The following is a 26852-nucleotide window of genomic DNA, read 5'->3' on the forward strand; positions in this document are numbered from 1 at the left end:
CCTTCCGATCGCCGGCGACCAGAACGCGACCTTGCGATGGCCGCTACGCCCCTCGATTCGAAACCCGTGGGACGATCGTTACACACCGCCGAAATTCCTCCACATCGAAGCGCAAGCGCCGCAATGCGATCCAAAGATTAGCCCAGCGGATGCGGAAACGGTGGACGAGACTTCGTGAGGTCGATGGCTTTTCGGCATGAATACAGGAAAATACACTCATCGAGTGGGTGATATCACATTCCATCGAGGAACGGTCGCCTTCGCCGAGAATTAGCCGATCATGGCGCCACCTGGCACTTTCCCGAAAAAGACCACTCCCGTGTCTCCCAGGTCGCAAATCTTCCTGTCGGCTATTGCCGGAGGTGCGCTGTAACGTCTCGTCCCGCAGGACCGAAGTCCGGCATGTCCGGCATCGGCCGCGACAATTCTCGTGTCTGATGAAGGTGGCCCCGTGCAATGTCGGCTGTGTGATTCCGGGCGGCTCACGAGCGTGCTCGACCTGGGCGCCACCCCGGCGTGTGAGAGCTTCCTCGACGCCGCGCTGCTGGAGACTCCCGAAACGACCTATCCGCTGCATCTGCGGCTGTGTGAACAATGCCTGCTGTTGCAGATCCCGGCGCTGATCACCCCTGAGGACACGTTCACCGAATACGCCTATTTCTCGTCGTTCTCCGACAGCTGGGTGCGCCACGCCGAGGATTTCATCGAGACGGCGGTGGACCGCCTTGGGCTGGGTGCCGACTCGTTCGTCGTGGAGGTGGCGAGCAACGACGGGTACCTGCTGCGGCACGCGGTGGCACGCGGTGTCCCGTGCCTTGGCATCGAGCCGTCGGTCAATGTCGGTGCCGCCGCCCGCGCGGCCGGGGTACCGACGGAAACCACGTTCCTGCACGAGGATTCGGCGGCGCGGGTGCGTGCCGAGCACGGTCCGGCCGATCTGGTCGTCGCCAACAACGTCTACGCCCACATCCCCGATCTGCGCGGCTTCACCCGCGCGTTGCGGACCCTGCTCAGCGACGACGGTTGGCTCAGCATCGAGGTACACCACGCGCTGAATCTGGTGCGCCACGGCCAGTTCGACACCATCTACCACGAACATTTCCAGTACTACACCGTGTATTCCGCGCAGCGCGCGCTCGCGGTCGGCGGCCTGACGGTCGTGGATGTGGAGTTGCTCGACACCCACGGCGGGTCGCTGCGGCTGTGGGCCCGCCCCGATGCCGTCGCCGAGCCCGGACCCCGGGTCGCCGAGGTGCTCGACCTCGAGCGGGCGGCCGGGCTGCACACCCCGGCCGGATATGCCGACCTGGCACCGCGCGCGCAGTCGGTGCGTCAAGAGTTGCTGCGCTTCCTGCTCGACTGCCGTGCGCGGGGCAAGCGGGTCGTCGGCTACGGTGCTCCCGGCAAGGGCAACACCCTGCTCAACTACTGCGGCATCCGACCCGACCTGCTCGAGTACACCGTCGACCGCAACCCCTACAAACACGGGCGCTACACCCCGGGCACCCGCATCCCGATCCATCCGCCGGAACGCATCGACGCGGACCGGCCAGACGTGGTGCTCGTGCTGCCCTGGAATCTCGAAACCGAGATCACCGCGCAGCTGCGCCACGTGACCGAATGGGGCGGCGAACTGGTCTACCCGCTGCCGGTGCTGCACCGCGCCGAGCTGGAAACGAAAGTGAATCGATGAAGGTCGTGTTGTTCTGCGGCGGATACGGCATGCGCATGCGTGGCGGGTCCGACGACATCGTGCCCAAGCCGATGCAGCTGGTCGGCCCGCGACCGCTGCTGTGGCACGTGATGCGGTACTACGCGCACTTCGGGCACAAGGAGTTCGTGCTGTGCCTCGGTTACGGGGCCGAGCACATCAAGAATTACTTCCTCACCTACCAGGAGACGGCGTCCAACGACTTCGTCATCCGGGACGGGCAGGTCGAACTGCTCGGTACCGACATCAGCGACTGGTCGATCACCTTCGTCGACACCGGGGTGGAATCGGCGATCGGTGAGCGGTTGCGCCGGGTGCGCGAGCATCTCGACGGTGACGAGTACTTCCTGGCCAACTACGCCGATGTACTCACCGACGCACCGCTCGACACCATGATCGAGAGTTTCCACGCCTCGGGGGCGGCGGCGTCGATGATGGTCGTTCCGCCGCAGTCGTCGTTCCACTGTGTCGACATCACCGACAGCGGCGAGGTGAAGGACATCATGCCGGTGGCGCGGATGCCCCTGTGGGAGAACGGCGGATTCTTCGTGCTGAGTCAGGAGATCTTCGATCTGCTGCCGCCCGGTGGCGATCTGGTCGCCGACGCGTGCGGGACGCTGGCCGGGCAGGGCCGCCTGTTCGGGTATCGGCACCTGGGTTTCTGGAAGCCCGCCGACACCTTCAAGGAGCGCGCCGAACTCGACGACGCCTACCGCAACGGATCGCGGCCGTGGATGGTGTGGGAATCGGCGTGATCGGTTTGTTCACCCGCCCGCCGAAGCGGATCGCGGTGCTCGGCGCGCACTGTGACGACATCGCCATCGGCATGGGCGCCACCCTGCTCGCGCTCACCGGTGCCGACCCGGAGGTGCAGGTGCGTGCCCTGGTGCTCTCCGGTGGGGGCACCGCGCGCGAGGACGAGGAACGGGCGGCGCTCACCGCGTTCTGTTCCGGCACGACACCCCAGCTCGAGGTGCTCCACGTGCCGGACGGGCGCGCGCCCGCGCACTGGGACCGGATCAAGGACGCGCTCGCCGCGTTCCGTCGAGGCGGTGAACCCGAGGTGGTGTTCGCGCCGCATCGTGGTGACGCCCACCAGGATCACCGGTTGCTCGCCGAGCTGGTGCCAACCGAGTTCCGTGACCACCTGATCCTCGGTTACGAGATCCTCAAGTGGGAGACCGACACTCCCGCGCCCACGCTGTATCACCCGATGGATGCCGAACTGCTGCACCGCAAGTCGCGGTTGCTGCACGAACACTATCCGTCGCAGACGGGCCGCGACTGGTTCGACGAACAGGCCTTCCTCGGGTTGGCCCGGATGCGTGGCGTGCAGTGCCACGCACCGTATGCCGAGGCGTTCGTGCTCGACAAAGCGATCATCAGATGGGAACAGACGTGAACATGCGGGTACTGGTCACCGGACATCAGGGGTACCTCGGCACGGTGATGGTTCCGCTGCTGCGGGCGGCGGGCCACGAGGTCACGGGCCTGGACATCGGGTACTTCGCCGACTGTGTGCTCGGCGAATTCGCGGGCGACCCGCCCGGTCTCGCGGTGGATCTGCGGGAGGTGACGGTCGAGCAGCTGCGCGGATTCGACGCGGTGATCCACCTGGCCGCGCTGTCCAACGATCCGCTCGGTGCGCTGGCGCCCGAGATCACCTACGACATCAACCACTACGCCTCGGTGCGGTTGGCGCGGCTGGCCAAGGAAGCCGGGGTGCGTCGGTTCCTGTACGCCTCCACGTGTTCGGTGTACGGGGCGGCGGGCGAGGACCTGGTCACCGAAGCCGCGCCCCTACGTCCGATCACGCCCTATGCCGAGAGCAAGGTGCGGGTCGAAGACGACGTGGCGGCGCTGGCCGACAGCGACTTCGTGCCGGTGTTCCTGCGCAACGCGACGGCATTCGGTTTCTCGCCGCGTTTGCGCGCCGACATCGTGCTCAACAATCTGGTCGGTTACGCGGTGCTGACCGGTGCGGTGAAGGTGCTCTCCGACGGCACGCCGTGGCGTCCGCTGGTCCACGCCGCCGACATCGCGACCGCCTTCGGGATGTGCCTGACCGCACCGGCGGCCGACGTGTCGTGCCGGGCGTTCAACATCGGCACCGAGGTCAACAACCTCACCGTCGCCGAGATCGCGGGGGCCGTGGTCGACGCGGTGCCGGGTTCGCGGTTGGTGATCACCGGCGAGAGCGGCGCCGATCCGCGCTCGTATCGGGTCGACTTCTCGGCCGCGCGTGCGGTTCTCGGTTTCGAGGCGGCGTGGACGGTGCCCGCGGGCGCGGCGGAGCTGTTCGACGAATACACCGCTCGAGGACTCAGGTCCGAGGCGTTCTTCCAGCGGTTCACCCGGCTGCCGCACCTGCGGGGACTGTGCGAGGCGGGTGTGCTCGACGACCGGTTGCGCCGAATCAGTGCGCGGGCGTCAGCGTAGCGCGCAGCCGCGCCCAGCTGCCCGCGCGCGCGTCACGGTCGGAGACGACCGTCACCGGCAGCGGCCAGTCGATGTCGAGCTCGGGGTCGTGGTAAGCGACCCCGAGGTCTTCGGCCGGGTCGTGCGGGCGATCGATGCGATAACACACGTCGGCGATGTCGGTGAGCGCCTGGAAACCGTGCAGGAACCCCGGCGGCACGTACAGGTGGTGGAACAGTTCGTCGTCGAGGCGGAAGGCCTGCCGCGCACCGAATGTGGGCGACCCGGGGCGGATGTCGACGAGCACGTCGTGGACCGCGCCGTGGGCGCAACGCACCAGTTTGGCCTCGCCGCGACCGCCGCGCCCGTGCATGCCCCTGATCACCCCGCGCACCGACCGCGACTGCGAGTCCTGCACGAATCCCGCTGCCGCACCATCGATTCCGAGGTGGGCATCGAATTCGGCGGCGTCGAAGGTGCGGGTGAACAAGCCGCGGTCGTCGCGGAACGGCTCGGGGACGAGCACAACCACGTCGGCCAGTTCGGTCGTTTCGATACGCACGAGGACATCCTGCCATGACTCGCCGATGCCGAGGCTGCGGTGACACCGCGCTGCGCACCCTGCTCGACCTGGGCACCGTGCCCGCCGCCGACCACTTCCCCCTTCGGGATTCGCCGGTGCGCGCCGCCGAGTCGGGCCACCCGTTGCGGATGGACCACTGTGTGGCGTGCGGACTGGCCCAGCTCGCCGACGACGACACCGTCACCGCGGAACCGCGCGGAATCGAACCGCAGGCGCTGCGCGATCAGGCGGCCGACGCGATCGGCCGGGTGCGTGCGGCCGGACTGCTCCTCGGCGCCACGGTGACCGAATTCGGCAGTCCGCACGGCGGTACCTGGTTGCCGCTTCCCGGTTTCACCGCGGCCGCCGGTCCCACCGATGTGGTCCTCGACTGTTTCGGCATCATGCACGAACCCGACCAGCGCGCCGCTTTCGCCGCCCGCGCCGCCGCGACCGCACCCGGGGGCGTGCTGCTCGTGCAGTTCCATTCGCTGGCCGCGATCGTGGCGCAGGGGCAGTGGAATGCGTTGCGGCACGGCCACTTCGCCTACTACTCGCTGGCCTCCTTGCGTGGCCTGCTGGCCGCGGCAGGGATGAGCGTCGTGACGGCATGGGAATTCGACCTCTACGGCGGGACGGTGCTGGTGGCCGCCCGGCACGGAGAGCATCCCGCCGATCGGGCTGTCGAGGAACTGCTGGCCGCCGAGGCGCGGGTGCTCGAGCGCGCGAGCGCGCTGCAGCAAGTGGTGGACAATCATGTCGGCGCGCTTCGCGACTGGTTGGAAAGCGCTGCCTCGCGGGGGCTTCGAACCTTCGCCTACGGTGCCGCCTCCCGCGCCGTCGCCCTCCTGGCGATGGCGGGCGCGCACCGGGAACTCCTCGCCGGGGTAGCCGACGCCTCGCCCGGCAAACAGGGTCGACGCATGCCAGGAACCGACGTCCCTATCATCTCCCCCACCGATCTGGTTGCGGCCGAGCCCGACGCTGTCCTGCTCACGCTCCCCGATCTCCTCCGCGAAGTCCGAACTTCCCTCCCGCAACTCGACGGCCGCTGGTTCGTCGACGATCCCGTCCGCCCGCGAAAGGTCGACCGGTAGCCGATTCCCGGCAACTCGTCGTCTCCTGTCCACACGACCCACCGGAAACCCACGCCGAGCGCGCACGGTTGATGGGCCCACCGATCGAAGGACGGCCGGTACGCCACGGCCCACCGGGCCGACTCACCGAGGGTTACGGTGAGTCCGGTGCTGCCGACGTCGAGTTCCCGGCCGGTGTCGACATCGCTCGGTCCCCGTCGCCGACCACCGTGTCGAACATGTGCGGGCGGGTCCGGGTGCGGTTGTGCCTGGTGGCGATCTTCGCGAGTCCCGCTTCGCGGAGCCGAGCGCGCAGTGGGTGATCCTCGGTGATCCGGCTCAGCGCCTCGCGCAGGGCGTGTGGGTCGTCGGGGCGGACGCATACCGCGGCGTCGGTGCTCACATTGCCGCCGTGGTCGGTGGCGACGACCGGGACGCCCACGCTCATCGCCTCGAGCACCACCAGTGGTCCCGCTTCGGGGAGGACACTGGCCGAAACGAGGACGTCCCAGCCTCGGATGGTCGGCAGTGGGTCGACGTGGCCGAGGAAGCGCACACGACCGGCCAGGTCGGGCTGGGCCGCGCGGTCGCGCAGTCGCGCCAGGTACGGTTCGTCGCCGGGCAGTGCCTGTCCCGCGATCTCGACACTCACGTCGGGAAGTGCCGCGACGGCTTCCAGCAGCACGTGGTGGCCCTTCCACTCGGTGATCACACCGAGGATGCCGACCACGGGTCGCGAGCGAACCACCACGGGTGCGGGCTCGACCGGCCACGGCACCCCGAGCCAGGCCACCTCGGTCTCGATCCCGAGCGCACGCACCGGCGCCGCCGCCCGTTCCGACACCGCGACGGCCCGTGCCAGCGCCATCCGACCGATCCGCGCAACCGCGAATTGTCTTGTGCTGGCGAGAATGTCGTGTACCAACCACACGGTGTCACGGCGCCGGGGCACCGACATCGCCACGGTGGGCAGGGCCATCGTCGAGTTCACCACCAGCCGTGCCCGGCCACCGCGCGAGGCCTTGCGCAACGCGGCGGCGGCCGACACCCAGTGCCACAGCATCACCAGTGCGGCCGCGAACCGCGCACCGCCCTGCTGACCCGACAGGCCGAGTTCCGGGATCGCAACATGCCCCACCGAGTCGGGCAGCCGCTCGCTGAGCGCGCCGACCGGACACGCCACCCGCACTCGGTACCCACGCACGACGGCCACCTCGATCAGATCGAGCATCACCTTCTCGGCGCCCGAAGCCTGCGCGCTGTGGGCGACGAACAGCAGGTCCCGCTCAGCGCCCGGCACGCAGCACCTCCGCGTGGTTGCGCACCACGGTCACCGCCGGTTTCTCGGAGTAGTCGCGACGCAGCAACCCGAAGTTGTCCTCGAGGTTGTGCGGGTCGCCGCCCGCGTCGACCAGCGAGTAGACGAAAACGGGGCCGACATCGTGGATGGCGGCGACCATGCCGAGTCCCTGATCGATGATCTGGGCCTGCACGTCCTCGCTCACGGCGCGGGCTCCGGAACCGGTGGGCGCACCGAACTCGGTGGGCCACAACTTCATCGTGGTGTCGTGGTTGGCGTCCATGATGCGGCGGATCCGCATGAGGTTGCCGAAGGCGTTGTACCAGCTCTGTGATTCCGGCAGCTCCGGGTACGAGTACGGATGCACCGCGACGGCGTCGAAGTCGGGCGCGGCGCCGAGTGCGTACAGCGCTTCGACGAAGGTGGTTGGGGCGATGTCGCGGCCGTCGTCGGTGGCCGGTGCCAGCCCGCCGACGATGACCTGCCCGTGCGGCTGACGTGCGCGCACCGCGAGCGCGGCCTGGCGCAGCAGGTGCGCGTAGGTGGCGACGTCGGGTTTCGGGGCGAAGAAGGCCGACACATTGGGCTCGTTCCAGACCTCCCAGTGCGAGATCTGGTCGCGGTAGTGCGCCACCGCGTCGCCGACGAACCGCCCGAACAACACCGGTTGCGGCGCGGTCTTGCTGCCGCCGTCGCCACCGTGCTGCCCGGCCCACGCGGGCGCGTAGGTGAGGATCGCCAACACCGACAGGTCGTGGGCGCGCGCGGCGCGCACCGCACGGTCGGTGGCCGTCCAATCCTGTTCGCCGCGAACGGGTTCGATCACCGACCAGTCGATGTCGATGCGCACCCAGGTGGCGCCGGTCCGCGCGACCAGTCCCATCTGCCGGTCGAGTTCGGCGGCGTCGAGCTGCAGCCAGCTGTGTCCGCCCGAGATACCGAGACCGTTGCGCACCACCGGATCAGTCTCGGCCGTCGGCTCCGGCGCGCACCCGAGGACTGTCGCCATGACGACCACGGCGGTCAGTCCCGCCCGAGCGATTCGCCACAGTGTCATCGGTGTCCGGTCCTCGCAAACTTCGTATGGTCAATCCCTCGGTCCTTCGCATGATGCTTCCGGCGAAGAGAACGTATATCAGGCAGGCCAGCGCGCAGGTGAGAATCCACGGGGGCGCCCAGTGCCGCTGGGCGAGGCTCGCGGCGACCACGACGGCGACCGCGACAGCGGTGATCGCGGCGACGGTCGTAACCGGGAGCAACCGACGCAACCGGACCGTCGCCAGCACCGCGACCCACACCGAGATCAGCAGCACCACCTGGGCGATCAGCCCGGCGATCGCGGCACCCTCGTAGGACATCCGGTCGATCAACGGCCACGCGGTCGCCAGATTCACCGCGAGCGCCAGCCCGGCGATCCACGGGATCAGGGTGTTGCGCCCGGTCGCCATGAGCGCGACCAGTCCGAGGTTCGCCACCGCGCCGAGCAGACCCGCCGTCACCTGGATCCGGCCCGCGTCGGCGGCTTGGACGAAATCCGCGCCGAACAGCAGACCGATCACCTGACCGGCGACCGGCCAGAAAGCTACGACCGCGAGCAGCCCGAGGGCGATCAGCGCGGTGTTCGCCTGCCGGAAGTAGCGACGGAAACGGGGCGGGTCGTCGGGCCACAGGGCGATGAGCAGGGTCGTCAGGGGCGCGACGACCGAGACGGCGGCGGTGTCGAGCAGGTCGGCGAATTTCATGCCGACGGCGAACAGGCCGACGGCTTCGAAGCTGTCGGCGTGCCCGAGCAGCAGCAGGCCGACCTTCTGCAACATGATGATGAGCGCCAGGCCGATGCTCAGCGGCAGCGCTTCGCGCAGCATCGGTCCCCACCAGCGCAGCTCGACGCGCCGGGCCGGGATCGGTCCGCCGAGACCGCGGCTCACCGCGACGATCTTCACCGCGACCGCGACCACCTCGTAGGCGATCGCGGGCACCACCACCCACAGCAGCGTCGGTGCCCACAGCACTGCGGCGATCGTGAGCGCCAATTGCACACAGCGCGCGAGGGATTCGGCGGCAGCGACCAGCGTCAGCCGCATCGTCGACTGAAACAGGATGGTCAGCGCGTGGCTCGGCGTGGCGATCACCACCACCAGGCCCGCGAGCGCCGTGGCCGCGACCACCGGTGCGGGACAGCGCAACACGAGGACGTAACCGATGGCCAGGCCGTAGCCGAGCAGGCCGAGGACGGTGCGCAGCACGATGAACGAGGCGGCCACCTCGGAGGCCTCGGTGGGGTCGCCGTGCACGAGTTTGCCGATGACCGCGCGTCCGACACCCAGATCGGTGACGATCGCCAGCATGCCGAGCAGGCCGAAGACGAAGGAGAAGTAGCCCCATTCGACCGTCGGCAGCGAGCGCGCGATGAGGGTGGTGCCGAGCAGGCCGAGCGCCGCGGCGAAGATCCGGGCGGCCAGCATGGCGGCGGAGTTGTTGGCCGCCGCGCGACCCGATTGCGCACGGCGCCTGCTCTCGGCTTGCTCGTCGAGAGCGGCGCTCTGCTCGGTCACGGCAGGAGTCCAGCGGTGCGATACGCGGCGACGGTGGCCTCGGCGGTGGCCTGCCAGCTCAGCTTCTCCATCGCTACCAGACCGCGCTCGCGCAGCTCCCGGTTGGCCGCCTCGTCGTGCAGGAGCGGGCGTAGGGCACGGACCCAGGCGTCGGGATTCCTGCCCTCGACGAGGATCGCGCCGTCGCCGCAGACCTGCGGGAGCGCACCCACAGCGCTGGCGACGACGGCGCCGCCGCAGGCCATCGCCTCCACCGGCGGCAGCCCGAAGCCCTCGTATTCCGAGCAGTAGGCGACCACGGTCGCGGCCGCGTAGAGGGCGGGCAGGTCGGCGAGATCGACGTACCCGAGCCCGATCGCCGAGGCCGGTGCCTGCGGGCCGTCGGACCCGGCGCCCGCCAGCACGAGCGGGATGTCGAGTTCGCTCGCCACCTGCGCGAGCATGCCGACCTGTTTGCGTGGCTCGACGGTGCCGACCTGCAGCACGAAGCGTGGCGGCAGTGCGTACCGGGCGCGCACCCGCGCCACGGCGGTCTCGTCGGGCACCGTCGCCCAGGCCGCCGGGGCCAGCGGGACCACGACGGCCTCGCGGCCGAAACGGTCGGCTATGCGTTGCGCGGTGAATTCGGAGACGGCGATGAGCAGGTCGGCGCGGGTCAGCGACAGGCGAAGCAGCAGTTGCTCGCCGCGCGCCCGGTAGCGGCTGAATGCCCACGGCACGTCGAACACCGACAGGTCGTGCACGGTGCTCACGGTGGCGCGGGGGCCGGTGAGCGGGATGTCGACATCGAGTCCGTGGAACACGTCGGTCCCGCGCTGCGGAGCGATGCCGTGCCAGGCCCGTCGTGCGCCCGCCGAGACCGGCCGGGTCACCGCCGCGATGCCCTCGGGCAACACGGGCGCGGCATCGGCCTGGACGAGTGCCGTCAACGCGGTTCCCGGCAGCAGCCCGGCCATCCTCGCCAGCAGCTCACGCTGGTAGGTGGCGACGCCCGCCCCGTTCGGCCGGAACGCCAACGCACCGAAACAGAGTGCGCCGCTGGAAGTTTCGATCATGACGCCACCTGTTCGGGGACAGAGTTCGGCTCGGCGGTCACCGGTCGTCGTTGCGTGACCGCACAGCCGACGACGGCGGCGAGCAGCCAGAAATAGAAGTCGGTCGGGAAGATCTCGAAGTAGCTGGACGCCAATGCCGCGACCGCGCTGGCGAGCACGGACGCCGCGACGCCGAGTGCCAGCGCGGAATCCGGGCCGCGCAGGGCGCGGGCGCCACGGAACGCCAGCAGGAAGATCACCACGAGGATGGCGCAGAACAGCCACACCCCGATCGGCCCGAGCTCGATGAGCAGCTTCACGTAGTAGTTGTCGGGCTGATAGGGGCGCCCGTAGATCTGGACCTCCCCGGTGGCGTACGGCATGTTCTCCGCCATCGGCCCGAGTTCCTCGACGAGCAGTCGCGCCGCCGCCGCACCGGTGGAGCCGAGCCCGTCACCGAAGGGGTGGCTGCCGACGGTGCGCATCACGGTGTTCCAACCGGTGCTGCGATCGGCCAGGCTCGACGAGGAGAACAGCGAACTGCTGGCCTGCGACGACACCGCGATGCCGCCGACGACGACCACCGCGACCGACCCGAGGATCACCGGCATCAGTTGGCGCCGGTACCGCACCACCGCCAGCAGCAGCGCGCCGACGAGCAATCCGGCCAATGCCGCGCGCACCACGCTCGCGGCGGCGCCGAGCACCAGGATCGGGGTGGTCATCAGGAACATCCGATTGCGTGCGCGCCGTGGATCGGCCAGCGCCACCGAGCCGCCCACCAGCAACACTGTCACCAGGTAGAAGGCATACGGGAACGGCTGGTTGAAGGTGCTGAACGAGCGCAGGAGACCACCGGCGAAGCGGATCGTCTCGTTGTACTCGTAGCCCATCTTCGCCAGTCCGGCACCGCCGATCGCCTGCTGGGCCAGGCCGAACGCCGCGATGCCGACCGACTCGACCATCATGATCGTCACCAGCAGGTCGCGGTCGCGCGCAGTGAACGGCCGCAGGTAGAGGATCAGCGGGACCACGACGAAGTAGAAGAACGTGATCTTGATGGCGAACAGGCCGAGGGTTCCGGCGGTGACGAACGCCGAGACCACCCCGAACACACACAGCGCGGCACCGAGGGGCACCCACGGCAGCGTCGGACGCGGTTCGGTCTGGCGGTGCGGCACGAACAGGGCCACCACCAGCGTCAGGCACAGCAACGCTTCCTTCCAGCCCGCCACCTGCATCCACCCCGGAGCGATCTCGAGCAGACCGTTGAACGGGACGAGCGCCGCGACCAGCAACACCCCGCGCTGGGGGCGGAACCGGATCCAGCGCAGAAAGACCCAGCCCACCGGGATGGCGGCCAGGTACAGCAGCGAGCTCATCGCGCCTCAGCCCCGCCCGGCCAGTTGCCTGGCCCGAGCACCGAGACGGACCACGGCCTGGCGCGCCACGGTGACATCACCGGCGAACACATCGACCGGGCGCACCAGCTCACGGTGTTCGCGGCGGGCGTGATGGTTGAAACGCACGACGTCGGAGAACTTGCTCAGGGTCGAGGTGGTCGAGGAATGATTGAACATCGACGCCCGGCTCACCGCCAGCGGCCGGTTGTGCCCGAAGAACCCACCGCGAGCGCACAACCGGGCGACCAGGTCGATGTCCATCGCGTAGAAGAAGTCGGTGCGGAAACCGCCGGTCGCCTCGAATTCGCGGCGGCGGAACAGGAACGCGGCGGTGGGGCACAGGTCGTCGGGCAGTTTGCGCACGAAGGTCCGTATCGCGGCCCGCGAGGACCTGCGCCCGATCAGCCCGGCCAGCCCACGGGCACGGGCCAGGACCGCGCCCTCGTCGTCGATGACGTCGAATTTCGCGCCCGCGACGGCGATTCGCTCATCACGCAACGTCTCGACCTGCGCGGACAGGCAATCCGGGGTGATGAGGTCGTCGGCGCAGACCAGTTTCACCAGCTCGCCGTCGGCGAGGCTCATCACCCGGTTCCAGTTCTCGGTCATCGGGAGCACGGTGTCGTTGGTGTGTAGCCGGAGGCGTTCGTCGCGCATGGATCGCACCAGGTCGCCGGTGCCGTCGGTGCTGGCGTTGTCGAGAACGACGATCTCGATGTCGCCGAAGTCCTGAGCCCGGATCGAGTCGATGGTCTCGGTGATGGTGCGGGCCGCGTTGAAGGCGGGGACACACACCGAGACAGGCACCCCCACCACAGCACATCCTCCAAGACACTCAGCGGGCCCGCGTCACGCGGCGGGTGCCCGTTCGCGTGCACAGTACCCGCCGGGCAATCGACATTCACATCGAGAAGCAGAGCAAGAATGTTTCGCAATTCCCAGTACGGGTACTCATGACGCTCGCCACACTGCTCAGAGTTCGCTCCGCAGCGGAACCCCAGCTAACATCGCTGCACAAGATCGGCGAAATGTGGGGACAGCGTGAGCGAGACCGACCCGGCGGACACGGGCGCCGATACCCCCGCCATGTCCGGGGTGAACATCGCCGACCATCTGCGCGCGTTGCTGCGCGCCCTGCCGATCGCCCTCGTGGTCGCCGCGATCGTCGGCGGCGTGGTGTGGGTCGTCCGTGACGGAAGCTCCCGCACCTATGAGGCGAGTCTGACGGCGCAGATCTCACAGCAGTCCATCGGCGCTGTCTTCAACGAACTCACCCAGCCCTACATCGTGCTCGTCACCGAGAGCCGGGTGCTCTCGGATGTGGTGAAGAACGGGCTCGCGCCGTCGGAACAGGATCTGCGTCCCCGGGTGTCGGCCATGACCGGTCCCGCGCCCTCGCTGTTGATCATCAAGGCGCAGGCGGGTTCCCCCGAACAAGCCGAGAAGTTGGTCTTCGCGGTGCAGCAGTCCCTGGACAGTGTCGCCTCGCAGATGCGCACCGAGGCGATCGCCCGTTCGGCGGCCGATCTCGAGACGCACCGGCGTGCGGTGGAGGACACGTTCACCAAACGCCTGTCCGACGACCCGTTGCGCCCGGAACTGAGCTTCGACGCCAGGGACGTGGCCCGCGAGATGGAATTCCGACAGGTGCTCGGCATGCCGCGCCTGACGGTGGTGGCCAATCCCCGCTCGGAGCTGGTCGCCCCGCATCCGGTGCAGGAGGGGCTGTTCGCGGCCCTGGCCACCTTGATCGTGGTGGCGGAGTCGGTGGTGCTGGCGCGTGGTGCGATCGCGCGGCGTGGGGGTCTGCGGCGCGGGGGCGCGAAGCCGGACCCGACGAGTCCCGAACCGGTGCGACCGGCGGCCGCGCCACCGGATCTCACGAAGGCGGAATCCACCGACCGCCAACCCACCGCCGCGCCTTCGCGCACGGACACCGCGACCGTGCCACACGTGACCGGCTCCGCGAGCGTGCACTACGACCCCGAGACCACGGTGCTGCCACGGCAGTGGCCGGTGCGGGCCGCGCCGGTCGCCAAGTCGCCCGGTCCGCGCGAGAACTGAGGCGCGGCGTGTCGCGCACGATCACCGAGGCGCCGACCGCGTTGTCGAGCCCGACCTTCGGCCCGGTCCGGCACGGGGACAGTCTCGTTCGCCTGCGCCCGCCGCGACTGTCGGACTTCGACCGGTGGCGTGAGATCCGGTTGCGCGACCGCGCCTGGATCGAACCGCACTGGGGCACCTCCCCATTGAGCTGGGAGCAGCGGCACACGCCACGGATCTGGGCGCGCGAGTGCCTGGTGGCCTGGGCCGATATGCGGGCCGGTCGCCGGTTCGTCGGCGTCATCGAGGTCGACGGGCGGTTCGCGGGTCAGGTCGAGTACACGATCATCGACGCCGAGGCGGCGACGGCGGAGGCGAGTGCCTGGATCGATGCCGGTGCGGCCGGTCGTGGGCTGATCGGCCGGGCCCTGCTGTTGTTGTGCGACCACATGTTCCGCGTGCACCGGGTGGCGCGGGTGCTCGCTCCGGTGTCCATCGACAACGACCCGGCGCTGCGCTGCCTGCGGGGACTCGGCTTTCGGCACGAGGCGACGATGGCCCGGGCCTACGACGCGGGTGGTGCGCGCAAGGACCACACGCTGTGGGCACTGACACCCGCCGATCTGGCCGCCGCGCAGCTGTCGCCGCTCGTTCCGGCCGATCCCGCGGACGTTCCCGGCGTGGAGCCGAGGACTTCCACGCCGACCTACCCGCCGAGCACCGCACCGGGCGCAGGCTCGGCGAACAGCGGCGTACCGCGCGCGGTGGTCGCGCTGGCCGCCCTGCGATGGTCGGTGTGGTCTGTGCGGGAGAAACTGCGGCACTACCGTCCCGCCGCCCCGGTGGCGTTGACCGTCCGGGCGAGTCCGAACACGGTGGTGCGCACCCTGACTCGCACGGACAGGGCGCAGTGGACTCAGGTGGGACGCACAAGGGCTACGGCGACGAGCTCGTTCCCCCGGTCCGGGCAGGAGAGGCTCGGCACCGGGGAAGGTTCCTCGGCCGGACAAGACCGATCGAAGAGCCGCGCTCAGTGGTATCGCACGGTGTGGCACAGCCGATTCGGCCTGCGATCACCCAGCGGACTGCGCCTCGTACTCGACGTGAACGGTACTTACGCGGGCGAATTCCACCTCTACGATTCACCGCTGCCCTGCCAGGCCACCGGGCTCTACACCTGGGTCGATCCGCTCCGTGTCGAACCCGAACTGTGGGCGGTGGCCCTGCGCTCGGTCATCGAGCACGCTGTCGCGGAGCTGGGTGTACAGCGGATGGCGGCCGAGGTCCCCGTGGGCGACACGGTCACCGCCGCGGTGCTCGCCGCCGCCGGTTTCGCCCACGAGGGCCTGCTCACCGCCCATCGCGGGCCGAGCGGGCTGTGTGTCGATCACGATCTGTGGGGGCTCACCTGATGCGCGACTTCACTCGCAGCGCCGAGATCCAGGCACGCCTGCACGACCTCGTGCCCGGTGGCGCGCACACCTATGCCCGCGGCGTCGACCAGTACCCCGAGTCGATGGCACCGGTCCTGGTGCGCGGCAAGGGCGCTCGCGTCTGGGATGCCGACGGCAACGAGTTCGTGGAATACGGGATGGGGTTGCGGTCGGTCACCCTCGGCCACGGCTATGAACCGGTGCTGCGCGCGGCCGCCGAGGCCGCCGCCGACGGCATGAGCTTCTCCCGGCCCACCGAGCTGGAACTCCTTGCCGCGCAGGACTTCCTGGATCTGGTTCCGGGCGCGGACATGGTCAAGTTCGCCAAGAACGGCTCCGACGCCACCACCGCCGCCGTTCGGCTCGCGCGCGCGGTCACCGGACGCACCACAGTCGCGGTCTGCGACCAACCGTTCTTCTCCGTCGACGACTGGTTCATCGGCACCACCGAGATGTCGGGCGGCATCCCCGCCGTCGACACCGTGACCTTCCCCTACAACGATCTCGACGCGCTCGCCACGATCCTGGCGAGCGGCACCGTGGCGGCGGTCTTCCTCGAGGCGGCGACCGCCCTGGCCGAGCCGCTGTCCGGATACCTCGAAGGTGTTCGCGCACTGTGCGATCGACACGCGACGCTGCTGGTGTTCGACGAGATGATCACCGGTTTCCGGTGGTCGGCCGGGGGCGCCCAAGCGGTCTACGGCGTGACACCCGACCTGTCGTGCTGGGGCAAGGCGATGGGCAACGGCTTCCCACTGTCCGCGCTCGCGGGCAAGCGTGAGTACATGGAACTCGGCGGCCTGCGCACCGATCGTGACCGGGTGTTCCTGCTCTCCACCACGCACGGCCCGGAAACCGCCGCCCTCGCGGCGTTCCGCGCGGTCGTGCGGGCCTACCGCACCGAGGACCCCATCGCCCGCATGGAGGAGGCGGGCCGCGCCCTCGCCGACGGCGTCAACGCCGTCGCCGCCGCACACGGCATCGCCGATCACCTCCAGGTGCGCGGACGGCCGTCGTGCCTGATCTTCCGCACCCTCGACGCCGAAGGGCTGCCGTCGCAGGCCTTTCGGACCCTGTTCCTCCAGGAACTGCTCGAGCACGGGGTACTCGGGCAGTCCTTTGTCACCTCCGCCGCCCACGACGCCGACGCCGTCGCCGACACGGTGTCCGCCTGCGCCGAGGCCGCGCGGGTGTATCGCCGCGCGATCGAGCGCGGCCGCGTCGACGGGCTGCTGCGCGGCCGACCCGTCGCCCCAGCACTGCGCCGCACCGCCGCACCCCGCCGGATCGAAGAGAGAACCCTCCCATGACCCGTGTCGCCATCGTCCACGAACGATTCACCGAATTCGGCGGATCGGAGGCCGTGGTCGGCGAGTTCGTCGAAACCTGGCCCGACGCCGAGGTTTTCGCGCCCATCGTGGCGCCCGGCGGGCTGCGCGAACCGGTCCGTTCGGTGCACGACACCTGGCTCAGCCGCGCCCACGGCTACACCGGCGGTCGACACGCTCCCCTGCTGCCGCTGGTGCCATCGGTGTTGCGACGCATGCCGCTTCGCGACTTCGACGTGGTCGTGGTGAGCCATCACGCCTTCGCCACCCAGGCCGCTCTCGCCACCGACGCGCCGGTGGTCGCCTACGTCCACAGCCCGGCACGTTGGGCATGGGACCGGGAGTTCCGCGCCCAGGAGGCGGGTGGCCGGGTGGGTCAGCTCGCGCTCGGTGCGCTCGGAACACTGGCTCGCCGTGGCGAATTGCGCGCCGCGCCGCGCCTGACCCACGTGATCGCCAACTCGCACGCGGTCGCCGACCGGGTGCGCGACTGGTGGGGGCTGCCCGCCTCGGTCGTCAATCCGCCGGTGCAGGTCGCCCGCTTCACCCCCGATTCGGCTCTTGCCCGTGAGGACTTCTTCCTGTGCGCGGGTCGACTGGTGCCTTACAAGCGCGCCGACCTGGCGATCCGGGCCGCGCAGCGCGCCGGTGTGCGGCTCGTCGTGCTCGGTGACGGCCGTTTCCGCGACCAACTCGCGGGGATCGCCGGACCGGAGACCACGTTCCTCGGCGCCACCTCCGCCGACGTGCTGCAGGACATGTACCGACGCTGCCGGGCGTTGCTCATGCCGGGCATCGAGGACTTCGGCATCGTCCCGGTGGAGGCCATGGCCTGTGGAACACCGGTGCTAGCGGTCGGCGCGGGCGGCTCGCTCGACACCGTGCGACCGGGCGTGACCGGCGAATACGTCCCGCCCGGTCGCGACGACGCGGTGGTCGCGGCCCTCGCCGAGCGGATGCGCCACTTCGACCCGGGCACCTACGATTCCGCGAAGATTCGCGCGCACGCCGACAGCTTCGCGCCGGAGAAATTCCGCGCGCGCATGGCCGACACCGTCGCCGAGGTACTGGCCGCGCATCGTTAGCGAGAAGTTGCCCGAAACTCGCGGTTACGGAAATCGACTGTCACACATACCCTTTGACCTGCGACGACGGGTGACAATTCCCACACGGTGACACACACCCCGTCGCTTGCCCCCTTTGTTACCGGCGAGTACGGTTAGCCGCACCCGGACGACGACGTTCCCGGGTTCCCGTGATCCCCACATCCACCGCCGCATGCCGGATCACTTTGCGCACACCGTGTTTCGAGACATTTTCAGGAGGGGCGATGGTTTCCTACATCGTGACGGGCGGTACCGGTTTTCTGGGTCGGCGAGTGGTTCGCGAGTTGCTCGCCGCCGATCCGGCCGCGATCGTGCACGTGCTGGTGCGCGCCGGATCGCTGGCCAAATTCACCGCGCTCAACGCGCAGCATCCCGACGGCGACCGAGTGTTCGCGCTGGTCGGCGACCTGACCGCCGACGGGCTCGGCTTGGGTGACGAGCCGCCGCGCGCCGATCACGTGGTGCACCTCGGCGCGGTCTACGACATGACCGCCGACGAGGAATCCGCCCACGCGGCCAATGTGAACGGCACCCGCGCGGTGATCGAGCTGGCCCGCAGGCTCGGCGCGGTGCTGCACCACGTGTCCTCGGTCGCGGTGGCGGGCGATCACCACGGCAAGTTCTTCGAGGAGGATTTCGACCTCGGCCAAAACCTCACCTCGCCCTACCACCGCACCAAGTTCGCGGCCGAGAAGTTGGTCCGCGAGGCCACCGATGTGCGGTGGCGGGTGTACCGCCCCGCGATCGTGGTCGGGGATTCGCGCACCGGCGAGATGGACAAGGTCGACGGCCCGTACTACTTCTTCCCGGCGATCGCGGCGCTGTCGGACCTGCCCGCCGAATTGCCGTTGCCCCTGCCGGACCTGGGCGCGACCAACGTGGTTCCGGTCGACTACGTCGCCGAGGCCATGGCCCGCCTGGTGCGCCGTCCGGGTCTGGACGGACGCACATTCCACCTGGTCAACCCGCGGCCGCAGCCGTTCGGTGAGATCTACCGTGCGCTGGCGAGCGCGGCGGGCGGACCGACCGGGATCGGAACCGTGCCGGGCAGTGCGTTGGCGCTGCGCGGGCTCGGGCAGGTCCCCGGCGCACACGCGGTGCGCGACTTCCTGTTCGAACAGGCGGGCATTCCCGCCGAGGTCGCCCCGCACGTCGGCTTCACCGCCGAGTTCGTCTCCGATTCCACGCGAGCGCTGCTGCCCGGACTCGAGGTTCCCGCGTTCGACACCTACGCCGAGCGGCTGTGGGACTTCTGGCGGGCGAATCTGGATCCGCAGCGTGGTCGCGTCGGGTCGGGGGCGCATCCGCTGTCGGGCCGGACGGTCCTCATCACCGGCGCGTCGTCGGGCATCGGGCTGGCCACCGCGCATGCGGTCGCGCGTCGGGGTGCGGTGGTGCTGATGGTGGCCCGTGGCGTCGAGGAGCTCGATGCCGCAGCGGAATCCATTCGCGCCGACGGTGGGTCCGCCTTCGCCTACCCGTGCGACATCACCGATGCGACGGCGGTGGGCGCGCTGGTGCAGACGGTGCTCGCCGAGCACGGTCACGTCGACTACCTGGTGAACAACGCGGGCCGCTCGATCCGGCGGTCGGTGGCCAACTCGGTGGACCGCATGCACGATTTCGAGCGGACCATGGCGGTCAACTACTTCGGTGCGGTGCGGCTCATCCTCGCACTGCTGCCCTCGATGCGGGAACGCCACTTCGGGCACATCGTGAACATCTCCTCGATCGCGGTGCAGACCAAGGTGCCGCGCTTCGCCGCGTACGCCGCGAGCAAGTCGGCGCTGGACAACTTCAGCGACATCGCCGCTGTCGAAAACCGTGACGCGGGAATCACATTCACCTCGATCAGGATGCCGCTGGTCCGCACCCCGATGATCGCGCCGACCGAGCTCTACCGGGCACTGCCGCTGCCGGACCCGGAGCGGGCGGCGGGCATCGTGGTCCGTGCCCTGCTCGAGCGCCCCGACCGGATTGACACCCCGGTCGGCACGTTCTCGCAGGCGGTCGAGATGTTCCTGCCGTCGCTCAAGCGCACCATCATGCACACCGGGTACCGCCTGTTCGGCGAATCGACTGCCGCGCAGGGCACGTCGGAACCGGCGATCGCGGAACCCGCCGAGACCGAGGAGTCCTCGCGCGGGCCGCTCACGGTCCTCGGTCCGGTCCTCGCCCCGCTGATGGTCGTTCCGAGTCCGGCAGCCAGGGTGAGCCGGATGCTGCCGGGCGTGCACTGGTGACCCGCTCCCGGTCACGGCACTCGCTGCGTCGGGGGGTGGCGTGACCGGGAGGCGTGGTCATCCCAGCTGACCGCACGCCCATTCGGCCAGGGTCATCGGGGTGGTGGTGAGCAGGGTTCGGGTGTCCTGCGGGACGTAGCCCGAACTCAATCCCGCTGCCATCCCGGCGATTCCGTCGATCTGCCCGTCGCCGAGCCCGGTCCCGGCCAGGGCGGCGCGGAACTCCTCGTCGGAAAGGTGGATCGGGGTGACCGCGCGCCCGAGTCGCGCCGCGAGGACGGCGGCGACCTGGGTGAAGGTGAGGTCCTCCGGCCCGTGTACGGCCTGCACGACGCGGCCCGACCAGTCCTCGGACAGCAGCCGCACCGCGGCGACCTCACCGATATCGCGTGGATCGACCCAGGGCATGGCGTGGTCGAGCGGCCACGGCGTGGACAGGGTGCCCGCGCGGATCTCGTCGAGTTGAGGCAGCAGGTTGGTGAAGAAGTACCCGCACCGCAGATGCAGCACATCGGCACCGGTGGCGTCGAGCAGTTCCTCGGTGCGGCCGAGTCCGTCGATCTCCCCCGCGCCGCGACGCTTCTCGGCTCCCCCACTGCTGAGGAACACGGTCTTCGCGATCCCGTTCTCGACCACGGCCCGCGCCGCCGAGGCACCCATGCGCGCGTACCCGGCCACCGGATCACCGTCCACCAGTGCGGGTGGGTCGACCCAGAACAACCGGTCGGCCCCCTCGGTGGCCCGTACCACGGCGTCCGCGTCACCTTGGTCGACCGGCACCACGTCGACCAGGTCCCGCAGCGCACCGTCGAGCCGCCCCGGATGCCGCATCAGCACCCGGGGTCGTACCCCCGCCTGCACCAACAACCGCACCACCCGCGACCCGACGTGTCCGGTAGGGGTGGTGACCACGATTCTCTTCGTTCGATGACCCATCACCGCACGATAGGACCCATCGCGGCCAGTTTCCGTCCGCGCGGCGCGGGTGTCACCAACGACGGAGGACCGCCGCCTTGGGGCCCGCCACCAGGCTCCGCTCGGGCACGTCGTCCGCGACCACCGCGCCCGCCGCCACCACCGCGTCGCGGCCGATGGTGACGCCTGGCAGGATGGTCGCCCCGGCACCGATCCAGACATTGTCCGCCACCTCGATCGGTGCGCCGGTGAGGAACCTGCGTCGCTCCTCGGGATCGACCGGGTGCCCCATGGTGATGAAGTGGCGGTTAGCCAGCACCCGCTCGCCTCGCTCCAGCAGGTCGGGATCGTGGATCAGCATCATGTTCTCGCTCGCCATCCGACGATTGTGGACCACCGGCCCTCGGCACAGCGGGTGCGGCCGACGTCACAGGCGGGCGTTCACCTGACCCGCCGCGTCGGCGAAGGCCCACTCGTAGGTGCCGTGGGCGGCGGGGAAGATGCCGCCCGCGCACACCGGATCCCCTGCGGCGCAGTAATTCTGCGTGCGATCGGCATACCACGGGTGGACGGTTGCGCCGACGAGTCGCAACGGGTCACCGAAGAGCAGCACCGCGAGAACACGATGAGACAACTCCGGCGGCAGAGTCCACATCCCCGGGAGCAGCAGTGCGGCAGGGGAACCGAGCACACCGTGGGTGACCACCGCCCCCTGGGAATAGCCGACCAGGATGAACCGCTGGTCCGGGCAGGCGGCCGCACGGGCGACGAGATGCCCTGTCATCGCTCGGGTCCCGTCGCTCACCGAGGACGGAACCAGCAGGTCGGCGGGGTAGTCCACGCGGTGGGCGCTGGTGTCCACCGCCAGTCGCTCGCGCAGTACCGCGTAGAGCGGGTCGCCGACGGCGGCCCCTAGATACCCGGGTTCTGTTGTGCCACGGGCGATCACGACGTCCACTGCGGCACAGCCCTGTGCCCACGCCGTCGGTCCCGGCGAGATCGCCGCACCGAGTCCCGTGGCGAGAAGCAGCACGGACAGCATCGTCGCTGTGCGCTTCCAACCGATACGCATTACCTTCCGACAGTTCATCGGTACCACCTGCTCACGCCGTTGTGAGGAATCGAGAATCGAGCAGTTACCGTCTGCCTCAACGGCATTCGACGTGCTCAGAGGTGGGATACCCGATCATCGGCATCGACACGGCATGCGTTGCGCATCCCTTGTGCCACGGTTGCGTCTCGGATCGCCTGCGGCACAGCGCCGCTCGGTGGGTTTACTTCTTCTTGGACTTCTTTTTGTACTTGGGCTTGTCGTTGTCGGGTTCCCACTCGTAGCCGGGGGTGTTCTTCTCGCAGTACGAGTCGGCCACGTGCACGTCGCCGAGGTCGCGTTCACACCAGCGCGACTTGCCGCAGGAGGTGGCGCCGAGGGAGGCGAGCACGGCGAGAGTGAGCACGGCGGCACCCGCCCGGTTGCGGACCTTCATGGTTGCTGGAGCCTTTCTTCGGTGAAACATCGCTGGTCAGGTGATTCCCAGGACTCCCCCCGGTCACCGTCGCCGCAATGCTAGCTTTCCTACATGTCGAGCGCAGCACCTCAGTCCACCGATGACTTCTCCCCCGACGCGATCGTCGTCGGCTCCGGGCTCGCCGGTCTGGTCGCCACCCACGAACTGGTGCTGGCCGGACGCAAGGTGCTCGTCGTCGATCAGGAGAACCGCGCCAACCTGGGCGGGCAGGCGTTCTGGTCCCTGGGTGGGCTGTTCCTGGTCGACACGCCCGAGCAGCGCAGGCTCGGCATCAAGGATTCCTACGAACTGGCCCTGCAGGACTGGATGGGGTCGGCCGGGTTCGATCGCCTCGACGACGAGGACAGCATGGCCGTTCAGTGGGCGCGCGCCTACGTGCGCTTCGCCACCGACGAGAAGCGTGACTACCTGCACGCCTTGGGATTACGGATCACCCCGATCGTCGGCTGGGCCGAGCGCGGCGGCTCGCTCGCCGACGGGCACGGCAATTCGGTGCCCCGTTTCCACCTCACCTGGGGCACCGGTCCGGAAGTACTCCGGGTGTTCCTCGAGCCCGTGCTGGCCGGTGAGGCGAAGGGTCTGGTGCGGTTCGCGTTCCGCCACCGGGTCGACGAACTGGTTGTCACCGACGGCGCGGTCACCGGTGTGCGCGGCAGCGTGCTCGCGCCGAGCGACACCGAGCGCGGTGTGGCCTCGAACCGGGACGTGGTGAGCGCGTTCGAGGTCCACGCACCGGCGGTGCTGGTGAGCACGGGCGGTATCGGGCACGCGCACGACATCATCCGGCGCAACTGGCCCACCGAGCGCCTCGGCCCCTGCCCGGAGACGATGATCTCGGGGGTGCCCGCCTACGTCGACGGCCGGATGCTCGCCATCTCCGAGAACGCCGGTGCGTCTCTGGTGAACCGCGACCGTATGTGGCACTACACCGAGGGCATCAACAACTGGGATCCGGTGTGGCCCGACCACGCCATCCGCATCCTGCCCGGACCGTCGCCGCTGTGGTTCGACGCGAACGGTCAGCGCATGCCCGCACCGTGCTTCCCCGGGTTCGACACCAACGCCACGATGCGCCGGATCCTCTCGACCGGCTACGACTACTCGTGGTTCGTGCTGAACCAGACGATCATCGAGAAGGAGTTCGCCCTCTCCGGCTCCGAGCAGAATCCCGACATCACCGGTAAGGACTGGAAGCTCACCCTGCGCAGCCGCCTGGCCAAGGGCGCACCCGGCCCGGTCGAGGCGTTCAAGCAGCACGGTGTCGATTTCGTGGTGGCCGACTCGCTCACCGCCCTGGTGGACGGCATGAACGAGATCTCGCGTGGTCCGAAACTCGATGCCGCGGAACTGGAACGCCAGATCGTCGCCCGCGATCGTGAGGTGACCAATCCCTTCACCAAGGACGCGCAGATCGCGGCGATCACCGCCGCCCGTAAATACATCGGCGACAAGGTGCAGCGGGTGGTCGCCCCGCACCGCATCCTCGACCCGGCCCATGGCCCGCTCATCGCGGTGCGGCTCAATGTGCTCACCCGAAAGACGCTGGGCGGCTTGCAGACCGACCTCGACTCGCAGGTGCTCCGGCCGGACGGTTCGGTGTTCGACGGCCTGTACGCCGCCGGGGAGGTCGCCGGATTCGGCGGCGGTGGCGTGCACGGCTACAACGCGCTCGAGGGCACATTCCTCGGCGGGTGCGTCTTCTCCGGCCGCGCGGCGGGCCGGGCGATGGCGCGCCGGAGTTAGGTCAGCCGCGCCCGTGCCGGGGCGCGAGGGCGCGCGATGCCTCGTTGGCCACCTCGGCGAGGGCGCGCGCCAGCCGCGCGGTGTCGAGGGCGGCCCGGTCGCCGTTCACAGTGCCCGACAACGAGATCGCCGCCACCGCCACCCCACGGCCACGGATCGGCACCGCGACACATCCCACGCCGGGCAGCGATTCCTCGGTGTCGACGGCGACGCCCTGGCGGTGCCGGATGCGGGCCAGTTCGCGGTGCAGTTCCACCCGGTCGATGATGGTGCGGGCGGTGCGGGCGACGGTGTTGCCGCGCAGCGACGCCTCGGCGATGCCGGGCTCGAGGGTGGCGAGCAGCGCCTTGCCGACGGCGGTGCAGTGGGCCGGGAGCCTGCCGCCGATGCGGGTGGGGATCGCCACCTGCCCGCGTCTGCCCGCGCGATCCAGGAACAGCACCTCGCGGCCGTCGAGCACGGCGAGGTGCCCGACCAGACCGGTGCGCTGGCTGAGGTCGTAGAGCAGTGGGCCGACCACTTCGCGCAGTTCGTTGTGTTCGGCGGCGAGACCGCCGAGTTCGAGCACCCGCAACCCGAGCCGGTAGCCGCCGGGAGTGTGTGCGAGCCAACGCAATCGGATCATCTGGTCGAGGATGCGGTGCACGGTGGACCGGGGCAGACCGGTGCGTTCGGCCAGGCCGAGCAGGGTGAGCGTGGGGGTGGTCGCGTCGAAGGCGTCGAGGATGAGTGTCATCCGCTCGATCATCGACGTGGGCGGCGTCCCGGCCGACCGGCCCGATCCGGTCCACAGTTCCTCCGTCGCCGGTTCGGTCACGATGTCGACCGTCATAGATCCAACCTCCACAGTGTGTAGCGGATACAGCCTAGAGCCGTCCGCGCCGCCGACGCACCATTTCGCTGGACCGAGCGGTACACCCCGGACGATTTCGTCAGCGCCGGGCCGCTTCGAGGCGGGCGGCGCGGTCGACGAGGAGTTCGGCGGGGCCGGTGGGTGGCGTGCCGCGCCGCCAGATCGCGCGGAACTTGCGGGTGAGCCGGGTGGCCTCGGCCGAGGCCACCTCGACCAGGGTGCCCGCGGCCAGATCGGGTGCGGCGACGAGTCGGCTCAGCACCGCCGGAGCCATGCCGGTGCGGGCGGCGGCGACGATGGCGGCGGCCGAGCCGAGTTCGGCGGCCGGTCCGGCCGGGGCGCCCGCGGCACTGAGGAGGTCCCAGACGGTGTCGCGGGTGCCGGAGCCGGGTTCGCGCCAGAGCAGGGCGGTGTCGGCCAGTTCCGCGAGCGTCACGGGGGTCGTCCTGCGTGACCACGGGTGATCCCGCGCCACGACGACGACCAGTTCGTCGGAACCGAGCACCCGGCTGCCGAGCCCGGCGGGTGAGTGTGGTCCCTCGACGAAGCCCACGTCGGCGGCGCCGTCGCGGACCAGCGCGGCGACCTGGGTGGAGTTCTCGACGTGCAGGGCGACGACGACCTCGGGATGGTCGGTACGCAGGGCCGCCAGCCAGTGCGGAATACGGTGGTCGGCAATGGTTTTCGAGGCGGCGATGCGCAGACGCGTGGCCTGGGCGGCCCGCAGTCGCTCGATGTCGTCGACGAGCTCGCGCACGGCGGTGAGCACCGGCCGTGCGTGCTCGACGACGGCGCGTCCCGCGGCGGTGAGTTCGGACCCGGTGGGACCCCGGTCGAGCAGGGTGACCCGCATCCGCCGTTCCAGGGCGCTGACGCGCATGCTCGCGGCGGGCTGGGTGATGCCGTGCCTGCGCGCGGCGGCGCCGAGACTGCCCAGCTCGGCGACCGAGACCAGCAGGTCGAGGACCTCGAGGTCGGGGGTTCCCGGTGGCAGCATCACGCGCCGTTCGCCGGTGCGCGACCCAGGTTCTTCGCCACCCCGTAGAGCGCGATCACCGGTTTGAGCGGCATCCACTCGCCGAATCGGTAGTCGCGCCCTCGGACCAGGCGTGCGGCGAGTTCGGGGCTCTGTTCCGCGAGATAGCGGCGTGCGACGGCGGCGTGCGTCGGGAGGGAGACGATCTTGATCCGATCCACGTCCGTCAGGAACGGCCGGGCGAAGGCGATGTTCTCCCAGGTGGATCGGCTGTCCTCCTCGAGCACGAGCTCACCGGTGTATCCACGTTCGCGCGCGTAGCGGGCCAGCAGGGCTGCCTCGGTGTCCGGTCCCGCGCAGGCACCACCGCACAGAACCAGACGTGATCGGTTCGCCCGGGGGTCGAGGGACCGCAGGCCCGCGCGGACCCGCCAACGGTTCATGGCATTGGCGCGCGGCCCGGCATTGCGGTATCCCAGGACGACCACCGCTTCGGAACCGCCGGTGTCGGTGTGCACGTCGGTGCGGGAGGCGCGGCGGTTCACCCACTCGCCCCACAGCATCACACCGAGGGCGGCGACGGCGATCCGGCTTCGTCTGCGCACCCCACCAGCAAACCACGAT

25 protein-coding genes are annotated in these 26852 nt (G+C 69.7%); 11 read left to right on the plus strand and 14 right to left on the minus strand.

What is annotated here, in order from left to right:
- Positions 1 to 451 precede the first annotated feature (451 nt).
- The 4 genes from NC7_RS21540 to NC7_RS21555 are packed head-to-tail and all read left to right on the plus strand — an operon-like array spanning position 452 to position 4150.
- The gene (locus NC7_RS21540; protein WP_067985963.1) at positions 452 to 1693 is read left to right on the plus strand and encodes a class I SAM-dependent methyltransferase; all 1242 of its coding nucleotides are present in this window, start codon (positions 452 to 454) and stop codon (positions 1691 to 1693) included.
- Positions 1690 to 2466, plus strand: coding sequence for a glycosyltransferase family protein (locus tag NC7_RS21545; protein ID WP_067985964.1), 777 nt, complete (start codon positions 1690 to 1692; stop codon positions 2464 to 2466). The genes NC7_RS21540 and NC7_RS21545 overlap by 4 nt, the downstream gene beginning before the upstream one ends.
- Positions 2463 to 3113: a PIG-L deacetylase family protein gene (locus NC7_RS21550; protein ID WP_067986289.1), complete on the plus strand. Its 651-nt coding sequence runs from the start codon at positions 2463 to 2465 to the stop codon at positions 3111 to 3113. Before NC7_RS21545 ends, NC7_RS21550 begins: the two co-directional genes overlap by 4 nt.
- Positions 3114 to 3115: 2 nt before the next feature.
- The gene (locus tag NC7_RS21555; RefSeq protein WP_067985966.1) at positions 3116 to 4150 is read left to right on the plus strand and encodes an NAD-dependent epimerase/dehydratase family protein; all 1035 of its coding nucleotides are present in this window, start codon (positions 3116 to 3118) and stop codon (positions 4148 to 4150) included.
- Here the strand turns inward: NC7_RS21555 and rfbC are convergent.
- Positions 4128 to 4691: a dTDP-4-dehydrorhamnose 3,5-epimerase gene (rfbC, locus tag NC7_RS21560; protein ID WP_067985968.1), complete on the minus strand. Its 564-nt coding sequence runs from the start codon at positions 4689 to 4691 to the stop codon at positions 4128 to 4130. The genes NC7_RS21555 and rfbC overlap by 23 nt on opposite strands.
- A gap of 14 nt (positions 4692 to 4705) precedes the next feature.
- Between rfbC and NC7_RS21565 the strand changes: the two genes are divergently transcribed.
- Complete coding sequence (locus NC7_RS21565; protein ID WP_067985970.1) at positions 4706 to 5788, plus strand: class I SAM-dependent methyltransferase; 1083 nt, start codon at positions 4706 to 4708, stop codon at positions 5786 to 5788.
- A gap of 133 nt (positions 5789 to 5921) precedes the next feature.
- On the opposite strand, the gene NC7_RS21570 is transcribed toward NC7_RS21565, so the two are convergent.
- From NC7_RS21570 to NC7_RS21595, 6 genes are read right to left on the minus strand one after another with little or no spacing between them, the layout of a single operon-like run.
- Complete coding sequence (locus NC7_RS21570) at positions 5922 to 7067, minus strand: glycosyltransferase family 4 protein (protein ID WP_067985972.1); 1146 nt, start codon at positions 7065 to 7067, stop codon at positions 5922 to 5924.
- Positions 7054 to 8076, minus strand: a complete 1023-nt coding sequence (locus NC7_RS21575; RefSeq protein ID WP_067985974.1) for a glycoside hydrolase 5 family protein — start codon at positions 8074 to 8076, stop codon at positions 7054 to 7056. Before NC7_RS21575 ends, NC7_RS21570 begins: the two co-directional genes overlap by 14 nt.
- Positions 8030 to 9622, minus strand: coding sequence for an oligosaccharide flippase family protein (locus NC7_RS21580; protein ID WP_067985976.1), 1593 nt, complete (start codon positions 9620 to 9622; stop codon positions 8030 to 8032). The genes NC7_RS21575 and NC7_RS21580 overlap by 47 nt, the downstream gene beginning before the upstream one ends.
- Entirely contained in the window at positions 9619 to 10677 is a 1059-nt protein-coding gene (locus NC7_RS21585) for a glycosyltransferase family 4 protein (RefSeq protein WP_067985978.1), read from the minus strand. Before NC7_RS21585 ends, NC7_RS21580 begins: the two co-directional genes overlap by 4 nt.
- The gene (locus NC7_RS21590; RefSeq protein ID WP_067985980.1) at positions 10674 to 12038 is read right to left on the minus strand and encodes an O-antigen ligase family protein; all 1365 of its coding nucleotides are present in this window, start codon (positions 12036 to 12038) and stop codon (positions 10674 to 10676) included. Before NC7_RS21590 ends, NC7_RS21585 begins: the two co-directional genes overlap by 4 nt.
- A gap of 6 nt (positions 12039 to 12044) precedes the next feature.
- Positions 12045 to 12872 (minus strand): glycosyltransferase, encoded by an 828-nt coding sequence (locus NC7_RS21595; RefSeq protein ID WP_236573611.1) that lies wholly within the window; start codon positions 12870 to 12872, stop codon positions 12045 to 12047.
- Positions 12873 to 13100: 228 nt separating this feature from the next.
- Here NC7_RS21595 and NC7_RS29625 point away from each other — a divergent pair, with 228 nt between their 5' ends.
- From NC7_RS29625 to NC7_RS21620, 5 genes are all read left to right on the plus strand, one after another.
- Complete coding sequence (locus tag NC7_RS29625; RefSeq protein WP_067985982.1) at positions 13101 to 14123, plus strand: hypothetical protein; 1023 nt, start codon at positions 13101 to 13103, stop codon at positions 14121 to 14123.
- Between the two features lie 8 nt (positions 14124 to 14131).
- Positions 14132 to 15514 (plus strand): GNAT family N-acetyltransferase, encoded by a 1383-nt coding sequence (locus tag NC7_RS21605; RefSeq protein ID WP_159372893.1) that lies wholly within the window; start codon positions 14132 to 14134, stop codon positions 15512 to 15514.
- Complete coding sequence (locus NC7_RS21610; protein ID WP_067985985.1) at positions 15514 to 16845, plus strand: glutamate-1-semialdehyde 2,1-aminomutase; 1332 nt, start codon at positions 15514 to 15516, stop codon at positions 16843 to 16845. Before NC7_RS21605 ends, NC7_RS21610 begins: the two co-directional genes overlap by 1 nt.
- A complete protein-coding gene (locus NC7_RS21615; protein ID WP_067985987.1) occupies positions 16842 to 17948 on the plus strand; it encodes a glycosyltransferase in 1107 nt (368 codons plus the stop codon). The genes NC7_RS21610 and NC7_RS21615 overlap by 4 nt, the downstream gene beginning before the upstream one ends.
- 245 nt (positions 17949 to 18193) lie before the next feature.
- Positions 18194 to 20212, plus strand: a complete 2019-nt coding sequence (locus NC7_RS21620) for an SDR family oxidoreductase (protein ID WP_067985989.1) — start codon at positions 18194 to 18196, stop codon at positions 20210 to 20212.
- A gap of 57 nt (positions 20213 to 20269) precedes the next feature.
- On the opposite strand, the gene NC7_RS21625 is transcribed toward NC7_RS21620, so the two are convergent.
- From NC7_RS21625 to NC7_RS21640, 4 genes are all read right to left on the minus strand, one after another.
- Positions 20270 to 21148, minus strand: coding sequence for an NmrA family NAD(P)-binding protein (locus tag NC7_RS21625; RefSeq protein WP_067985990.1), 879 nt, complete (start codon positions 21146 to 21148; stop codon positions 20270 to 20272).
- A 52-nt stretch (positions 21149 to 21200) separates the two neighbouring features.
- Complete coding sequence (locus NC7_RS21630) at positions 21201 to 21506, minus strand: DapH/DapD/GlmU-related protein (RefSeq protein ID WP_218017651.1); 306 nt, start codon at positions 21504 to 21506, stop codon at positions 21201 to 21203.
- Positions 21507 to 21554: 48 nt separating this feature from the next.
- On the minus strand, positions 21555 to 22169 hold the full coding sequence (locus tag NC7_RS21635; protein WP_236573617.1) for a cutinase family protein: 615 nt from the start codon (positions 22167 to 22169) through the stop codon (positions 21555 to 21557).
- A 232-nt stretch (positions 22170 to 22401) separates the two neighbouring features.
- Entirely contained in the window at positions 22402 to 22614 is a 213-nt protein-coding gene (locus NC7_RS21640; RefSeq protein ID WP_067985994.1) for a hypothetical protein, read from the minus strand.
- A gap of 93 nt (positions 22615 to 22707) precedes the next feature.
- Between NC7_RS21640 and NC7_RS21645 the strand changes: the two genes are divergently transcribed.
- The gene (locus NC7_RS21645) at positions 22708 to 24399 is read left to right on the plus strand and encodes an FAD-binding dehydrogenase (protein WP_067985996.1); all 1692 of its coding nucleotides are present in this window, start codon (positions 22708 to 22710) and stop codon (positions 24397 to 24399) included.
- Between the two features lies 1 nt (position 24400).
- On the opposite strand, the gene NC7_RS21650 is transcribed toward NC7_RS21645, so the two are convergent.
- The 3 genes from NC7_RS21650 to NC7_RS21660 all read right to left on the minus strand — a co-directional run bounded on the left by NC7_RS21650 (position 24401) and on the right by NC7_RS21660 (position 26833).
- Positions 24401 to 25231: an IclR family transcriptional regulator gene (locus tag NC7_RS21650; protein WP_067985998.1), complete on the minus strand. Its 831-nt coding sequence runs from the start codon at positions 25229 to 25231 to the stop codon at positions 24401 to 24403.
- 100 nt (positions 25232 to 25331) lie between these two features.
- A complete protein-coding gene (locus tag NC7_RS21655; protein WP_067985999.1) occupies positions 25332 to 26252 on the minus strand; it encodes a LysR substrate-binding domain-containing protein in 921 nt (306 codons plus the stop codon).
- Entirely contained in the window at positions 26249 to 26833 is a 585-nt protein-coding gene (locus tag NC7_RS21660) for a YdcF family protein (RefSeq protein ID WP_067986001.1), read from the minus strand. The genes NC7_RS21655 and NC7_RS21660 overlap by 4 nt, the downstream gene beginning before the upstream one ends.
- Positions 26834 to 26852: the final 19 nt, after the last annotated feature.

Source organism: Nocardia caishijiensis NBRC 108228 (genome assembly GCF_001612825.1).
GTDB lineage: Bacteria > Actinomycetota > Actinomycetes > Mycobacteriales > Mycobacteriaceae > Nocardia > Nocardia caishijiensis.

Bases quoted from the DNA above. Each gene is read 5' to 3' on its own strand.
- NC7_RS21615 (WP_067985987.1), top strand. From the start codon at position 16,842: ATGACCCGTGTCGCCATCGTCCACGAACGATTCACCGAATTCGGCGGA.
- NC7_RS21645 (WP_067985996.1), top strand. From the start codon at position 22,708: ATGTCGAGCGCAGCACCTCAGTCCACCGATGACTTCTCCCCCGACGCG.
- NC7_RS21585 (WP_067985978.1), bottom strand. From the start codon at position 10,677: ATGATCGAAACTTCCAGCGGCGCACTCTGTTTCGGTGCGTTGGCGTTC.
- NC7_RS21630 (WP_218017651.1), bottom strand. From the start codon at position 21,506: ATGGCGAGCGAGAACATGATGCTGATCCACGATCCCGACCTGCTGGAG.
- NC7_RS21620 (WP_067985989.1), top strand. From the start codon at position 18,194: ATGGTTTCCTACATCGTGACGGGCGGTACCGGTTTTCTGGGTCGGCGA.
- NC7_RS21590 (WP_067985980.1), bottom strand. From the start codon at position 12,038: ATGAGCTCGCTGCTGTACCTGGCCGCCATCCCGGTGGGCTGGGTCTTT.
- NC7_RS21610 (WP_067985985.1), top strand. From the start codon at position 15,514: ATGCGCGACTTCACTCGCAGCGCCGAGATCCAGGCACGCCTGCACGAC.
- NC7_RS21575 (WP_067985974.1), bottom strand. From the start codon at position 8,076: ATGGCGACAGTCCTCGGGTGCGCGCCGGAGCCGACGGCCGAGACTGAT.
- NC7_RS21625 (WP_067985990.1), bottom strand. From the start codon at position 21,148: ATGGGTCATCGAACGAAGAGAATCGTGGTCACCACCCCTACCGGACAC.
- NC7_RS21640 (WP_067985994.1), bottom strand. From the start codon at position 22,614: ATGAAGGTCCGCAACCGGGCGGGTGCCGCCGTGCTCACTCTCGCCGTG.
- NC7_RS21555 (WP_067985966.1), top strand. From the start codon at position 3,116: ATGCGGGTACTGGTCACCGGACATCAGGGGTACCTCGGCACGGTGATG.
- NC7_RS21545 (WP_067985964.1), top strand. From the start codon at position 1,690: ATGAAGGTCGTGTTGTTCTGCGGCGGATACGGCATGCGCATGCGTGGC.
- NC7_RS21565 (WP_067985970.1), top strand. From the start codon at position 4,706: ATGACTCGCCGATGCCGAGGCTGCGGTGACACCGCGCTGCGCACCCTG.
- NC7_RS21635 (WP_236573617.1), bottom strand. From the start codon at position 22,169: ATGCTGTCCGTGCTGCTTCTCGCCACGGGACTCGGTGCGGCGATCTCG.
- NC7_RS21650 (WP_067985998.1), bottom strand. From the start codon at position 25,231: ATGACGGTCGACATCGTGACCGAACCGGCGACGGAGGAACTGTGGACC.